The following is a 15421-nucleotide window of genomic DNA, read 5'->3' as shown; positions in this document are numbered from 1 at the left end:
TTTCGTCAGTGGTCCGAGGAGTGGTGGGCGCGCCGGTCGGTGGCCGACAGCCAGCTGTGGTGCAGCCGGGCGAACGGGCCGTCGCCGGTGGCGAGGACCGCGGGCGGGCCGTCCTCGACGACGGCGCCGTCCTCCAGCACCAGCACCCGGTCGGCGATGGCGACCGTGGTCAGGCTGTGGGCGATGATCAGTGCGGTGCGGCCCGTGAGCACCCGGTCGAGCGCGGTGTGGACGGCGCGCTCGGAGGGGGCGTCCATGCTGGAGGTGGCCTCGTCGAGGATGAGGACGCGCGGCGCGGCGAGCATCGTGCGGGCCAGGGCGACGAGTTGGCGCTGGCCCGCGGAGAGCCCGGCTCCGCGTTTGCGTACGTCGGTGTCGTACCCGTCGGGCAGGCCGGTGATGAAGGAGTGCGCGCCGACGGCCCGTGCCGCCTGGCGGATCTCCTGGGGGGTGGCGTCCGGGCGGCCCAGGGCGATGTTGTGGGCCACGGTGCCGGAGAACAGGAACGGCTCCTGGGTGATCATGGCGATGTGGGTGCGCAGTTCGGGATCGGCGACGTCGCGCAGGTCCACCCCGTCCACGGTGATCCGGCCGGCCGCCGGGTCGTAGAGCCGCGCCAGCAGCTTGGCGAGCGTGGACTTCCCGGCGCCGGTGGTCCCGACGAGGGCGACGGTCTGCCCGGGGACGAGGTCCAGGCTCACGCCGTCCAGGACGTACGGCGATCCGGGGGCGTAGCGGAACCGTACGTCCTCGAAGCGGACCCGGCCGGGGGCGGCCGCGGGCGGCAGGGGTACCGGCCGGTCCGGTCCGGGGAGGGTGTCGGTGGCGTGGAAGAGCAGGCCGATGCGTTCCAGTCCGGCGGAGGCCGCGGAGAAGGCGTTGGCGAAGGAGGCCAGTTCGTCGATGGGGTCGTACAGGCGGTGGACGTAGAGCAGGAACGCGGCCAGGGTGCCGGCCTCCAGCTGCCCGTGGGCGATGCGGACGGCGCCGAAGGCCATCAGCAGGGTGAGCGAGAGGTTGCCGATCAGTTTGACGCCGCCGCTGAAGAAGGCGCTGACGCGGCCGGAGGCGGCGCGCGCCGCGGCGTAGCCGCTGTCCAGGCGCCGCAGTTCGGCGGCGTTGGCGTCCTCCTTGCGGAACGCCTGGACGGCCTTGATGCCGTTGTACGCCTCGCCGGTGTGCCGCACGACGTGTTCGGTCGCGCCCCGGGTGCGCCGGTAGGCGGCGCGTGAGCGCCTGCGGAACCAGCGGGTCAGCAGGTACAGGGGGAGGAAGAGCGCGAGGACGACGGCGGCCATCGGCAGGTCCAGCCAGATCATCACGGCGATGATGCCGACCATGGAGAACAGGGCGGAGAACAGCCCGTCCAGGCCCATCTCCAGGACCTCTTCGACCGATTCGACGTCGCTGGAGAGGCGGGCGACGACGCTGCCGGAAGGGGACGCCTCGTGGAAGGACAGCGGCAGCCGCAGGGCGTGCGCGAACGTGCGGTGCCGCAGGTGGAACAGCAGGCTCTGCGCGATGGCGCCGGAGTAGCGCAGGAAGCCGTACTTGAGGGTGGCGGTGGCCAGGCCCGCCCCCAGGGCCAGGGAGGCGTAGGTGGTGAGCGGGCCCCAGTCGCCGTCCGTGGCCGCGGGCAGGCCGCGGTCGATGGCGGCGGCGATCAGCAGCGGGGTGACCAGGCTGCTGAGGTTCTCCAGCAGGGCCAGGCCGACGGCGAGGGCCAGCCGTCGCCTTTCGGGCCGCAGGAAGGTGCGCAGCAGGCGGTTGCGGCGGTCGCGCAGCAGCCGGTCCGAGTCGGTGTCGGCCGGTCCGCCGGGCAGGTCCTCGGTCCGCGGCCGTGAGGTGGCCGTGGCGGTGTCGTCGGTCATCGGGCCTGGACCTTCCGTGCTGTGCCGCGGAGCGGGGCGCCGTCCGCTCCCGCGGGGCCGGTCACCGGGGATTCGAGCAGGTCGCGGTAGGCGGCGTGGGTGGCCATCAGCTCGTCGTGGGTCCCGGTGGCGGCCACGCGTCCGTCGGCGATGAGCGCGACCCGGTCCGCCAGGCGGAGGGTGGCCGGGCGGTGGGCGACGAGGACGGTGGTGACCTGGCCCAGCACGGTGCGCAGGGCGGCCTCGACCTCGCGTTCGGTGTGCACGTCGAGGGCGGACAGGGCGTTGTCGAGGACGAGGACGGCGGGCCCGGGGAGGACGGCGCGGGCCAGGGCGAGGCGCTGGCGCTGGCCGCCGGACAGGCCCGTGCCCTCCTCGCCGAGGCGGGTGTCCAGCCCTTCGGGCAGGGCGGCGACGAAGCCGTCGGCGTGCGCCAGGCGCAGTGCCGCGTGGATGCGCCCGTCGTCGCGGGTGCCGTCCGGCAGGCCGAGGGCGACGTTGTGCCGGACGGTGCCGGAGAACAGGACGGGGTCGTCGAAGGCGCAGGTGACGGCCGAGCGCAGGGCGTCCAGGGTGAGGTCGCGGAGGTCGGTGCCGTCGAGGGTGACGCGTCCAGCGGTGGGGTCGTCCAGGCGGGTCAGCAGGGAGACCAGGGTGCTCTTGCCGGAGCCGGTGGCGCCGACGAGGGCGAGGGTGGTGCCGGGGGGCACGGTGAGGTCGATGCCGCGCAGGATCGCGTCCTTGCCCTCGGGGTGGCGGTAGTGGACGTTCTCCAGCCGCAGTTCGCCGCGCAGCGGGTGGGGCAGGGGCCGGGGCGTCGCGGGGTCGCTGACGGCGAGGGGGATGTCGCGCACCTGCCAGTAGCGGGTGGCCGCGGCGCCGGCGGTGCTGGCGTCCGCGACCAGCCAGCCCAGGGTGTCGGCCGGCCAGCGCATGTAGGTGGCGACGGTGATGGCCGCCATCAGCACGCCCAGGGTGAGCTGGCCGGTGGCCGCGCTGTATCCGCCGTACCCCATCAGGGCGACGATGCCCAGTTCGGGCAGGGCGGTGGCGGTCCACCACAGGGCGGCGGTCAGGGAGATCTTGCGCAGTTCCGTGCCGCGCAGGGCACGGGCCTGCGCGGTGAAGCGGCGTACGGTCTCCGGGCAGCGGCCGAAGGCCTTGAGCACCCGGATGCCCGCGACGGACTCCTCGACCGTGGTGGTGAGGTCGCCGCTCTGCTCCTGCGCGCTCCGGGCCACGGTGTGGAAGCGCTGTTCGAAGAAGACGGTGGCGGCCACCATCGGCAGGTAGGTGACCAGCACGACCAGCGCGAGTACGGGTGAGAGCCAGGCCAGCACGCCCAGCCCGGCCACCAGGGCAGCGACGTTGACCAGCAGGTACACGGCGGAGAACGCGAAGAACCGGCCGATCTCGGTGACGTCGGACACCGTTCTGGACAGCAGCTGCCCGGAGCTCCAGTGCGAGTGGAACGACGAGGGCAGCCGCTGGACGTGCTGGAAGAGACGGGCGCGCATCGTGGTCTCCAGATGCGTCGCCGGGCGTACGACCAGCAGCCGGCGGGCGCCCAGCAGGACGGCTTCGACGGCGCCGAGCACCGCGAACCCCGCGATCAGGCCCGGCAGTGCCCCCATGTCCTGGTGGGCGAGGGGCCCGTCGATCAGGCGCTGGAGGACCAGCGGCATGGCCAGCCCGGCCAGCATCGCGCCGAGGGCGGTGCCGAAGGCCCCGGCCATGAACCAGCCGTACGGACGCAGGTAGCGCAGGCAGCGCCACAGCGATCCGGTGCGGGCGTACCTCACCGTGCGGCCCCCTTCGTGCGCAGGACGCGGCGGTAGTGCGCCAGCGCCCGGTCGGTCGCGGCGCCGCTGCCGTACTCGGACGCCAGGCGCTGCCGGGCCCCGGCGACCGACTGCCGTACGTGTTCCGGTTCCTGTACGGCGTCGCGGGCGGCCCGGGTGAGCGCGGCGACGTCGCCGCGCGGCACGAGGAGGCCGGGGGTGACCCCGCCGACGGTCTCCCGCAGGCCGCCCACGGCGTACCCGGCGACGGGGGTGCCGCACATCATGGCTTCGATGGCGCTGCCGCCCAGTTCCTCGTGGGCGGAGGGCATGACCAGGACGCTCAGTGCCGTCATGACGGCGGGGATCTCGGCGTGCGGCAGGAAGCCGGTGAACCGGAAGCGGTCGGTCAGGCCCGCGTCGGCGACGGCCTTGCGCATCCGGTCGCCCTGCGGCCCGTCGCCCACCACCAGGAACACCGCCGCCCCGGCCCCGGGACCGGCACGCCACCGCGCGGCCATGGCCACGAAGTCGCGCCAGCCCTTCTCGTGCGCCACCCGCCCCACGTAGCCGATCACGGGCGCCCCTTCGGGCACGTCCAGGTCCCGGCGCAAGGCAGCGGCGGCTTCGGGCCGTGGGCCGACCTCCCCCACGGAGTCGGGTACGACGTCGATGAGGGAGCGGTCCATCGGCAGGGCGCGGGCCACGACATCGGCGGTGCGCGCGGTCAGGGTGGACACCCCGGCGGCGTGCCGCAGGGTGTGGCGTTCGACGGCGCGCACCAGCCGGTGCTGCCACCGGTCGAGGCGGGACATCGGTTCGTACACGGCCAGCCGGGAGCAGTGCAGCGTCAGGCAGTAGGGGGCGCCCACGATGCGGGCCGCCAGCGGCCCGGCGAGCAGGGCCCACAGCTGTCCGTCGGCGTGCACGTGGATCAGGTCGGGGCGCCACCGGCGGCCCAGCCGGGCGCAGGCTGCCAGGGCCCCCAGCAGCCACGCCTGGTTGAGGCCGACCAGTCCGGTCAGCTCCGAACGCAGCCGCGGCAGCGGCGCGCGGGTGATCCGCACCACCAGGCCGGGCCGGTCCCGGCGCCACCGGGGCAGACCGGGGAAGCCCACCGTCATGACCTGCTGGTCGACGCCGCGGTCGGCCAGCTCCCGCGACAGGCCCAGGATCTGCACCTGCATCCCGCCGACGGCGTCGTACTCGGCGGGCCAGTTCTCGACCTGGTCGTGGTGGAAGAACGGGGTCAGCCGCAGCACGCGCACGAGAACTCCCCTAGGAGGAACGGACGGTGGGAAATCGGGACAGCGGTCGGGGGCGGCGCACGGGCCGCCGCGCGTCAGACGGGGACCGCCGCCCGGTGGTCCGCGCCGGTACGGCCGGGGCCGGCCAGGGCGTCCACGGTCTCGTTGAGCACACTGAGCGGTACGGGTACCAGGGGCATCCCGCCGGTGCGCAGCGGCTGGCCGGGGCCGGAGAGCAGCACCATGGGCGTGGAGGTGCCCTCGCAGTCCAGGTAGCCGCGCTTGTTGTCGTACGTCAGCCAGTTCTTGACGTCGTCGGTGCCCACGAAGGCCGGTACGGCGTGCTCCAGGCCCGCCTTGGCGATCAGTTCGCGGTGCAGGGCGACGAAGGGGGCGGAGGCGTGCCCGAGCCGGTGCGAGACCTCGGCGGCGATCACCATGCCGATGGCGACGCCCGCGCCGTGGGCGACCTCGCCGCGGGCGGCGTGCTCGATGGCGTGACCGGCGGTGTGCCCGTACTCCAGGACCAGGCCGTCCCGGCGCTCGTGCTTGTCGGCGCCGGTGACGTCGGCCTTGGCGGCGACGCTCTCGGCGATGATCCAGCGCAGCGCGTCGTCGTCGTAGCGCCCGTCGGGGCGCAGCAGTCCGGCCAGCCGCTCGGTCATGGAGGGGCGGATGGCGAGGGCGTTCTTCACCACCTCGCCCATGCCGGAACGCAGTTCCCGTACGGGCAGGGTGCGCAGCATCGCCGTATCGGCGAGGACCTCGGCGGGCTGGTAGAAGGTGCCGACGAGGTTCTTGCCGAAACTCGCGTTGACCGCCTGCTTCAGCGAGAGCACGGAGTCCAGCATGGCGACGACGGTGGTGGGCACGTGCACCAGGGCGATACCCCGGAAGAGCAGCGCGGCCAGCAGGCCCGCGATGTTCCCGGTGATGCCGCCGCCCAGGGCCACGACGATGCTGCGCCGGTCGGCACCCGCGCCCAGGGCCTGTTCGGCCAGCGCGCCGACGGTGGTGACGTCCTTGTGCACCTCGCCCGCCTCGTGGGTGAGCAGGACCGCCGGACCGGCGTCCTTCTCCAGGCGGGCCACGAGGTCGTGCCCGTAGAGCGCGGCCACCGTGGTGTCGCAGACCACGAGATAGCGGCTGGCGGCGCGGTCGCCCAGCCGGGCGACGATCTCTTCGGCACAGTCGGTACCGAGCCGGTAGGGAAAGGTGGCGTCTTCCATGGTGATGGCCGTGACGTGCATGTTCACCCCGATTTCTGCGGCGGATCGCGGGACGGTCCCAAGGCGGTGCTGCGGTCTCATTCGGTCAGGTCGGCGCCGTGCCGCAGGACCTTGCCGAACGCCGCCGCGATGTCGCGCATGTCGTTCTCGTCACCGAGCAGGGCGGCGTGGTGCACGGTGAGGACGCGCCGGGCGGCGGCCTCGGCCACCGGCAGCTCGAAGCGCTTGGGGTCGGTCAGCGCCTGGTGCTCGACACCGAGCGCGTAGCGCCGGCGGCTGCCCGGGTCGTACAGCCGGTTGCGGGTGATCGGCGCGTACGACGGCGCGACGGTCAGGCCCAGTTCGGCGCTGACCGCCCCGGCCACGGCGGCGACGCCGACGTGGGTGAGGTGGCCTTCGGGCAGCCGGGCGGCGTACGTGTAGTGGGTGCGGGTGCTGGTGCCCTCGGAGGTCTCCTGAGGGACGTAACCCGACTCGCCGAGCAGGTCGTCGAGGAGAGCGGCGTTACGGCGGCGGACCGCGTGCTGGCCGTCCAGTTCCTTGAGCTGTTCGGTCAGCAGGGCGGCCTGGAACTCCGACAGGCAGCGGTTGTTGCCCATCAGCTCGCCGGTCTCGACCAGCTCCATCTCGCCGGGCGCCGGGCGCTGCCCGGCCAGGCAGCGGCCGTCCGCGCGCAGGTGTTCCACCCGGCGGGCGAAGTCGGCGTCCCGGGTGACGACCGCGCCGCCCTCGCCGCTGGTGAGCATCTTGCTGTGCTGCATGCTGAAGGTTCCGGCCGTGGCGAGCGCACCGACCTTCACCCCGCGGTACGCGGCGCCGTGCGCCTGCGCGCAGTCCTCGATCAGGGGCAGGGAGTGGCGTTCGGCGAGGGCGGTGAGGGCGTCCATGTCGGCGACGGCCGAGTAGAGGTGGACGACGACGATCGCCTTGGTGCGCTCGGTGACGGCGGCCTCGACGGCCGCGGGATCCAGGCACAGGGTGCGGGGGTCCACGTCGCAGAAGACGGGTACGGCGTTGACGCCGAGGACGGTGGAGCCGGACGCCACCCAGGACAGGCCGGGCACGATGACCTCGTCGCCCGCGCCGACGCCGCACGCCTCCAGGGCCAGCATCAGGCTGGCGGTGCCGCTGGCGGCGGGTACGCAGTGGGGGACGCCGTTGTACGCGGCGAACGCGCGGGCGAAGCGCCGCTCGTGGGAGTCGGTGCCCCGGTAGGGCCCGCTGATGGACCAGCGGCCCGAGGAGAGCACCTGCTGCACCGCCTCGGCCGCGCCGGCCGCGGGCCGGGGCCACAGGGGCCAGGGCCGGGTGCGTACCGCGCTGCCGCCTTGCACTGCCAGGGATTGCGCCATCGGATCGTCCTTCCTGAGCATGGGACCGGTGGGGGCGGCGGGGACCGCCCCCGGGCATACGACGGAACCGGCCGGTGCGGTCAAGTGCGGAGGTTGAAGAACGAGCGGGTGTTCCCGTCGGCGCGGCGCAGGGCCACGTCCAGGGCCCTGGCGTGGTCCTCCAGGGCGAACTCGTGGCTCAGCAGGGCCTCCACGTCGACGGCGCCCGAGGACAGCAGCTCGATCGCCTCGCCGAACCGGGTGCCGGGGCCCATGGACGCCTGGAGCGTCAGCATCTTGATGACGATGTGCTGGGGCGCCATCGGCCCGGTCTCTTCCACGCGGTAGCCGATGAGCCCCACCCGTCCGCCAGAGCGGACAGCCTCGATGGCCTCCTGTACGGCCGACGGATAGCCGGACGCCTCCAGGACGACATCGGGCCGCAGTTCCGGGTGCTTCTCGACGAGGGCGACGAGGTCGCCCGGCGCTCCCCCGACGGTGGCGGCCACCCCCAGGGAGGCGGCCGCCTCCCTGCGCTCGGCGACGGGCTCGGCGAACGCGGTGACCTCTCCCCCGCGCTGCCGGACGGCCAGCGCGAGCAGCAGGCCGATGCCTCCGGCTCCGGTGATGGCCACCTTCTCCCCCGGGGCCACGGCCAGCCGGTCCACGGCGTTGAGCGCCACGGCCAGCGGCTCCACCTGGCACGCGGCGCGCAGCGACGTCCCCGCGGGCAGCCGGTGCAGGTTGGCGGCCGGAATGGTCATGTACTCGGCGCACGCGCCGTCCCGAGTGAAACCGAGTTCCTGGAGGTCGCCGCAGAGCGTGGGCTTGCCCTCCGCGCAGTGCCGGCAGGCCCCGCAGGAACAGGTGAGGTCACCGACGACATCGGCACCCACCAGCCCGCTGTCGGCCCCGTTGACGTCCACCACCGTGCCGCTCCACTCGTGCCCCGGCACGACGGGGTAGGTGGAACCGTGCCAGACCCCCTTGTAGAAGGAGAGGTCACTGCCGCAGACCGAGTTGTACGCGAGGCGCACCAGCGCCTCTCCCGGGGCCGGCTCCGGCATCGCGCGCTCGGTGAGCACGGCTCGCTCGGGAGCTTCGAACATCAGGGCTTTCATCGTGCTGGGACCTCCATGTCCACGAGACCGGGCGAGGGCCGGACGTGCCGGGCAGGGGTGGGCCGGGCTGAGCTGACGCGAGGTGAACAAACGCCGCACGGTTGCCGGGCAAGGGCGTGCGGGGCCGAGCCGAAAGCAAAGGTGCTGGTCGAAACGCCGAGCGAGGAGCGAGTGCCGCTGAGCGTGCACTTGGCAGGTGGTGCGCAGGAGTTGGTCGAGGGCCGAGCAAGAACTGAGCAAGAAGTGACTGCCGCGATAGCCGTCCGCTCGTGTGAACGGAATGCCTGGTGAGCGTACGCCAAACCGTAGGCAGCTTGTCAACTAAAACGGATGACGGGGCGGATGAAACTTCGCTGTGCGGTTCGGGTGGGGGCGTCGGAGCCCCCACGCAGTCCCATGCGGTCGCGAGAGGAAAGAGAGAGGCGACGGGCCTGCAGGGTGCGAAGCCGAGCTGTACCCGGAACGCGCTTCGGCCTCAACCAGCGGTGGATCGATGCCGATCGGATGCGGTCGCTGGTGACCGATGCAGCGTTGCCTCGCTGCCCACCGCGGTCTCTGCGGTTACTTCCGGTCCAGGCCCAACCAATGTCACTTGTTTTGACCTAACACTCCCACAACAGACGGTTACGGCAGCACAATAGTCAAGTTCCAGACGACTATGCCGTTTCGGACCTCCACCTCCGCCCGGCTCCGGCACCACCGAGGATGATTCATGGGAACGTCCAGCAGCAAGCGAGCGTCGGCCGCTGCCGCCCCCTTGATCCAACTCGTGGCCGCGCATCCCCGCGGCATCACCGTCGAAGATCTGATCGCAGCAGCGCGGGACCGCTTCAAGCGAGTGCCGCCCCAGCGCCTGGCGGGCCTCCTCGATCAGGCACTGTCCGCAGGCCAGTTACACGAGCGTGACGGCCTGCTGTTCACCGGGGAGGGCGCGGGACTTCAAGAGGCAGCGGCCCGGAGCGGAGAACCCGATGCCCGGCGCGGCATACGTGCCGTCGCCATAGACACCGAGAGTGTGGTGCGCACGACAGCCACGCCCCCGTATGTGGACCGCCGCATCTTCCAGATCGGTGCCGTACGGACGGGAACGGATGCAGCCTGGATCGAGGAACAGCCGTCGCTGCAGGTCTTCCTGTCCTTGCCCGACGATGACTGGGCCATTCACGACGAGGGACTCCGGGAGCAACAGCAGGCCCGGGCCTTGGTGCCCCGTGCGGCACTGGAGCGCGTCCGTGAGTTCTGCACCACCACGGACGTGCTGGTCGCGCACAACGGAATCGCAGCGGACTTCCCCCTTCTCGACGAAGCATGCGAACGCGAAGATCTGCCCCCGGTCCCGGGGGACCGCGTGGACTCGCTCTACTTGGCACACTGCCTGTGGCCTCTCGCCCGCAGCCACCGCCTCGCCCTGCTCTGTGATGCCCAGGAGGTCGACCGTTCGGGCCTTCGGTGGCACAACGCAGCCGACGACGCGGAGTTGTTGGTCCGGTTCCTGTCCCGATGCGCCGGCGAACTGGCTTCCCGGCCCATGAACCTTTGCGCGCTCGTCACAGCCGCATGCCCTGATTCCCCTGCTTGGAGACTGCTCAACGACCTTGCCCGGGCGGCCCCGGGCCCAGCAGCGGCAATCGACCCCCTTGTCATCTGGGACCGGCCAACGGTCTCGGCCGCGCTAGCCGGCTGGCTCCGGGATCACACTCCACGGCGTAGCGGACCACCCGCCGCAGCGCCAGGCCGAAGAGCGCTCGCCGTACCAGGACAGCTGCGCTCCGATGGCCGGGTCGATCCCGGAGCACTGGCCAAGGTAGTCCATGGCGCTGCTGCCCGTTCGCGGCCGGCGCAGCAGCAGATGACCGCGGGCCTGCACTCCTGGGCCGACGCCGGTATCCCCGCCCTCGTGGAGGCACCGACAGGTACGGGGAAGAGCTTCGCCGTCCTGGCCGCCGCGATGGACTGGCTCGGCGGCGGGGAAACCCGCAGCGTCGTCATAGCCACCTACACCAAGCATCTGCAGAGCCAGATGGCTCGGGACGTCGACATTCTCAGCCGTGCCATGCCCGGCCTCCTGTCAGCCACCGACCTGGTGAAGGGCAGAGGGAACCGGCTCTCCCTGCGCGCCTTGGCCGCTGCTCTGTCCGACGCGACCGCCCTCGGTACGGCCACGGTCTCCCGTACCCGCTCACGGTTCGTCGAGCACACGAGGTTCCGAGAACTGGGAATTTTCCTCCTGTTGCGACTGGTTGCAGCTTCGTCTGCCCCCGCCATGTGGACTGCCCGCTCGGTGGACTCCGTCGATGTGCCCGCCTTCCTCGATGCATACTGCGGGCCGACACTGGCCCTCTGGCTCCAGTCTCTCTCCCAAACCGACGGGGATTACGCGGCCACGGCGGCCACACCACTGGCGGTGCACACGAACAGCGTGCGCGAGGCAATCGCCTCCCACCGGCTGATTCTGGCCAATCACGCCGTGCTCCTGGCTCATCTGGAGGATCTGCGGTCACTCCCTGGCGAGACGATGCTGATCGTGGACGAAGCCCACCTGCTCGAGGACGCCGCCACCTCAGCCTTGACTGTTTCCCTGGACTACGGCGCGGTGGAGCAACTCGCCGCGTCCGCCCGTACCTGGTTGAAGGACGCGACATCAGGGCCGGCTCGGGAACGCGTGGCACACGCTGTCGTGGAACTGGAAACGCTCCTCGACCACGAGTCCCTCCCCCACGCCGCCAGCCGCGCGTTCGACGCGCTGGGCGGGCAGGATGCATCCGTCGTCGGCGCACGCTCAGTCACCCTGGCCAGTCCCTACGGCGGGAGCTCCGGACTCGGACAGGTCCGGGCGTTGATCGCGCTCATCCGTCGCTTGTCCTCGACAGCCCTCCGATTGGAGCGGGCGCTGGCCGCCTTCGCGCAGGCTCACGCCTCCGCGCTCGACTTCTTCTCGATGGACGCGCTCTCGGTGATGCAGACCCAGGTCGCCGACCTGCGTGAAACGGCCGAGTCACTGCTGTCGGACGCTCAGGAGGTACTCGGCGCACTCCCGTCGGAGGGGCACACGTCCGGCCGTGCCCACCCGGACGTCGAACCCGTGGCCCCCGTCGAAGGAGAGGAAGAGCAGGGAGAGGAGCCCGAGAGCGAGACCGATGCAGATGACGCGGCGGACGACGTTTTACTGACCGACGGTGTACTCGACGCTCAGGCCGGCCTGCTTCCCCCACCGCTGCCCAATCGGATCGTCTACGCCGAAGAGCTCGCCATCCCCCTCACCGGTCTTCGCCACTATCGCTTCCGGATCTCTTCCAGCCCCGTGGAACTGCCGGCCGATGCCCGGTGGAGGCGGTTCCTGAACTTGTTCCCTCGCACGTACTACGTGTCCGCAACACTGCGCGTCGCGGGCAGCTGGGACTACATCATGGGGCGCCTCGGGCTGGCCGGACTCGCGGCGATGTGTGTAGACACCCCTTTCGACCTGCGTCGCCAGGCGGAGCTGATCTGTTTCTCGGACTTCCCGTCCTGGGCGGAGCAGCAGGAAGGAGCCATGCGGACAGTGGCGCACCAGCTCGGCGGCTACGCCACGGAGCTGGTACGACCCGGCACACGGGGCCGGAGCGCGGACGGTGGGGCGCTGGTCCTGACCACCGCACGGTCGACGGCAGCCGGGATCGCGGAATTCCTGACGGAGGAGCTGCATCGGCGTGGTGATCCCACGCACGTGGTCAACGCGCTCGCACTGGGCAATTCGCGCGCATTCGAGCAGTTCACCGACCCCGGCAGTGGGGGCGGATTCCTGGTCGGCACCAAAGGCCTGTGGCAGGGCGTGGATGTCTCGGACGAGCACCGATTACGGCTCGTCTGGATCAACAAGCTGCCCTTCGCGCCTTTCGCGGCGCCACTGGTGGAGGCCAGGCGCACTGCCGTACGCGCGCGGGCCGAAGCCGCAGGCCGGGAGGACCCGGATGCCCATGCAACGGAGCACTACTACATTCCGCTCGCGGCTCTGCAGTTGCGCCAGGCCGTGGGGCGCCTGATCCGCTCCGAGCGGCACCGGGGCGTCGTCGTGATCAGCGACCGGAAGCTGGCCGGGCACACGGCCTTGCGCCGCGCCTATCGCCGGGCCTTTCTGGGGAGCCTCGACCAGGGCCTGCTCCGCACCGATCCGCATACCGGGGAACCAGGTGCCGCCAACGTCGCAACCATGACCGAGGGATGGGCCCGGATCTGGTCGTTCTTCGTACGGCACGGCCTGCTCTCCCCGCAACGGGGGAAAGAGCTGTCAGAGCCCGGCGCTCTGCAGCGGCACACCCTGCTGCCCCAGACGCTTCGCATCAGGCAGCTCGAGCTGTCGGTCGAAGACGTCTCGAAGTTGGCAGCCGACGATCAGCTGCAAGAGGAGGTCCTCCGGCGCGCCTCGGAGGTGGCCGGGCTGCTCCGCCTGATGGACGACCCGAGCGATTTCCGGCTCAAGCCCGCCCAACGGACCGTTATCGAAGGGGTGGCGCAGGGGCGCAACGTTCTCGGTCTCCTTCCGACCGGGTACGGCAAGAGCTTCACATTCCAGCTCCCTGCACTGGTGCTGCCGGGCGTCACCCTCGTCGTCAGTCCTCTTGTGGCGCTCATGCAGGATCAGGCGCTGGAGCTCAACCGATCGATCGGCGGTGCTGTTCGGGCGCTGATCGCACCGCTGCGGGAGTCGAGCAGCAGAGCCGGCAAAACAGAGGTGGCGGATCAGCTGCTGGGGCGGGCGAATCACGGCATCAAGATTGTTTATGTCAGTCCGGAACGACTCTGCCAGCGCCGCTTCCGAGAGCTGATACGTGCCGCAGCTGAGGCGGGCGTTCTCAGCCGCGTCGTGCTGGATGAAGCGCACACCATGGTTCAGTGGGACGACTTCCGGCCCAGCATGCAGCGCGTCGAGCAATTCCTCCGACAGCTACGGCGCTGCCACGCGGTTCCGGTGACCGCCTTGACCGCCACCGCCAACCACGTCGTGCACGCCGGCCTTCGGGCCGGAGTCTTCGAAGTACCCGAAGACTCTCCGCCTCCGGACAGCGAGGCTGCCCGCCGGGAAGCCACGAGGCCGGTGGACGACGGCGGTCTGGTGACCGTACGTGAGAACCCCATCCGCCCGGAGCTCGCCGTGTTCCGGCGCTCCCTCAACCAGTCGAGCCCTGCCGTGGTGGCCGGTCTCGCCCGGCACGTCCTGGAGGCGTTGACAGGGCATGCCGTGTTCTACTGCCTCACTGTCAAGGAGGTGACCGCGCTCCACGCCTACCTCCAGGAGTACGTCGGTGACCTGGGAGTTCGGGTACGCCGCTTCCACGGCAGGCTGTCGCAGGCCGAGAAGTCGGCAGTCATGACGGAGTTCCGTGAGGCACCCCGCTCGGGCGAGGAGGGATTCGCCCCCTTGGTCGTCGTGGCGACCTCCGCCTTCGGGCTGGGCATCGACCGCGATGACGTGCGCACCGTGTTCTGTGTGTCGGCTCCGACCGATCTGGCTTCGCTCTACCAACAGTTGGGGCGGGCCGGCCGAGATGTCGCGGGAAGTGGTTCCTCCGTCGAGCCCGGGGCTCCGGCAAACACTGCTCTGGCTCTGCTGACCTCCAGGGGGTTGCGCACAGTCGCCTTCATGACCGGGCAGGATCTGCACCCCGAGCTCGTCAGGCGCATGGGGCGTGCGGTGCTGGCCTGCAAGGGGGTGCTGGATGCCCGGGACGTCGCCGACCGGCTGATCGGCGAGGATGCGCGATCAGGACGAATAAGCATCCAGGAAGCGCGTTCGGCGCGTGTGACGGACACCTACGTGGCGGGAGTGGTGCGGGCCTTCAGCCACCTGGCCCGGCTGGGCAGGGTCAGCGACCACGGAGACTTTCCACCGTTGTGCAAGGTACGGCGTGGTGAGCTGTGCCCCGAGGACGATGAGGAGTCGGTCGTCCTCGAGATTCTCGAGGTGGTGAACGCCCTCCCTGAGTCGCAGTCGCCAGCACTGCGTCTGGCCCGGGCACGGCTCGACGTGGTTGCACTGGACGGTCTGCTGACGGTCCGGGTGGCCGGATACCGGGAGCTGGTGGAAGGCCCTGCGGGTACCTGGCAGTTGCTCAGCGACCTGCACGACCGCGGGCTGCTGGACGTCTCGGCCGCGCCGAGCCGGCACTGGGTCAGCGGAATCGCGGTCCACCGCTCCGAGCTGCCGGTAGACTTCTTGACCGCCATGTCCGGAAAGGCCAGGCGGGCGGCTGCGGAGATCGCCCGGCTGCGCGACTTCTTCGACGACTCGGCCGCCTGCGCGCACCGCAAGTTCGCCGACTACTTCGGTGTGACCGAGTTGCCCGAGGGCTGCTGCACCACTGAGTCGAACCGCTGCGGCGCTTGCTGGGGCAGGCCGGACTGGCCGGCAGGCGAGACCATGCCGGTATCGGCGAAGGCCCTCCTCACCCCGAAGCCCCGCCCGATCGACAGCAGCGCTCTGCCGGAGTCACGGCTGCGGCGGCTGGACGAACAGGTGTACCGGCTGATCTGGGCAGTACCACGCGGAGTGCACGCACGAAGCGTCTGGCGAGCACTGCGCGGCGAGGACAGCTCGTACTCGCCGAAAGTCGGCCGGCGCGTACGCCTTCCACAAGGTCTCACCGGCAGTCGGTATTTCGGAGCGCACGCGGACGTTCCCTTGCGCGGCGTCGAGGAGAGCATCGAGCGGCTGGCGCAGGCCAGGCGTGTGACGTCGTCGGGGAAATGGTGGCGCGTGATGCCATCCGGGAGCACCGGGGACCCGGCGGTGCGGGAGGGGGAAACCGGATGACGAGTGCGCTGCATGTAGCCGATGGTGTATGGCGTCCGTATGACAACGAAC

Annotated in this window: 7 protein-coding genes; 1 reads left to right on the top strand and 6 read right to left on the bottom strand. The window is 71.1% G+C overall.

Features of this window, described 5'->3' with window-relative positions; all coding sequences use genetic code 11:
• Positions 1-5: 5 nt before the first annotated feature.
• The 6 genes from A6A06_RS20805 to A6A06_RS20780 form a co-directional block, all read right to left on the bottom strand.
• Positions 6-1871, bottom strand: a complete 1866-nt coding sequence (locus A6A06_RS20805) for an ABC transporter ATP-binding protein (protein ID WP_073762781.1) — start codon at positions 1869-1871, stop codon at positions 6-8.
• Positions 1868-3673: an ABC transporter ATP-binding protein gene (locus A6A06_RS20800; RefSeq protein WP_073762780.1), complete on the bottom strand. Its 1806-nt coding sequence runs from the start codon at positions 3671-3673 to the stop codon at positions 1868-1870. Before A6A06_RS20800 ends, A6A06_RS20805 begins: the two co-directional genes overlap by 4 nt.
• Positions 3670-4920 carry a glycosyltransferase family 4 protein gene (locus tag A6A06_RS20795; protein ID WP_073762779.1) on the bottom strand — a complete coding sequence of 417 codons (1251 nt, stop codon included), beginning with the start codon at positions 4918-4920 and terminating at the stop codon, positions 3670-3672. The genes A6A06_RS20800 and A6A06_RS20795 overlap by 4 nt, the downstream gene beginning before the upstream one ends.
• Before the next feature lie 74 nt (positions 4921-4994).
• Complete coding sequence (locus tag A6A06_RS20790) at positions 4995-6149, bottom strand: 2-deoxy-scyllo-inosose synthase (RefSeq protein WP_242440893.1); 1155 nt, start codon at positions 6147-6149, stop codon at positions 4995-4997.
• 56 nt (positions 6150-6205) lie between these two features.
• Positions 6206-7480, bottom strand: a complete 1275-nt coding sequence (locus A6A06_RS20785; protein ID WP_073762777.1) for a DegT/DnrJ/EryC1/StrS aminotransferase family protein — start codon at positions 7478-7480, stop codon at positions 6206-6208.
• Positions 7481-7560: 80 nt separating this feature from the next.
• The gene (locus A6A06_RS20780; protein WP_274535882.1) at positions 7561-8568 is read right to left on the bottom strand and encodes a zinc-dependent alcohol dehydrogenase; all 1008 of its coding nucleotides are present in this window, start codon (positions 8566-8568) and stop codon (positions 7561-7563) included.
• A gap of 724 nt (positions 8569-9292) precedes the next feature.
• On the opposite strand from A6A06_RS20780, the gene A6A06_RS20775 reads away from it, so the two are divergent.
• Complete coding sequence (locus A6A06_RS20775) at positions 9293-15370, top strand: DEAD/DEAH box helicase (RefSeq protein WP_073762775.1); 6078 nt, start codon at positions 9293-9295, stop codon at positions 15368-15370.
• Positions 15371-15421 lie beyond the last annotated feature (51 nt).

The organism is Streptomyces sp. CB02923 (genome assembly GCF_001905005.1).
GTDB lineage: Bacteria > Actinomycetota > Actinomycetes > Streptomycetales > Streptomycetaceae > Streptomyces.
Note: the sequence above shows the minus strand (reverse complement) of the source record. Positions and strands in the feature narration are given on the sequence as shown.

Bases quoted from the DNA above. Each gene is read 5' to 3' on its own strand.
- A6A06_RS20805 (WP_073762781.1), bottom strand. From the start codon at position 1,871: ATGACCGACGACACCGCCACGGCCACCTCACGGCCGCGGACCGAGGAC.
- A6A06_RS20790 (WP_242440893.1), bottom strand. From the start codon at position 6,149: ATGCACGTCACGGCCATCACCATGGAAGACGCCACCTTTCCCTACCGG.
- A6A06_RS20785 (WP_073762777.1), bottom strand. From the start codon at position 7,480: ATGGCGCAATCCCTGGCAGTGCAAGGCGGCAGCGCGGTACGCACCCGG.
- A6A06_RS20780 (WP_274535882.1), bottom strand. From the start codon at position 8,568: ATGTTCGAAGCTCCCGAGCGAGCCGTGCTCACCGAGCGCGCGATGCCG.
- A6A06_RS20775 (WP_073762775.1), top strand. From the start codon at position 9,293: ATGGGAACGTCCAGCAGCAAGCGAGCGTCGGCCGCTGCCGCCCCCTTG.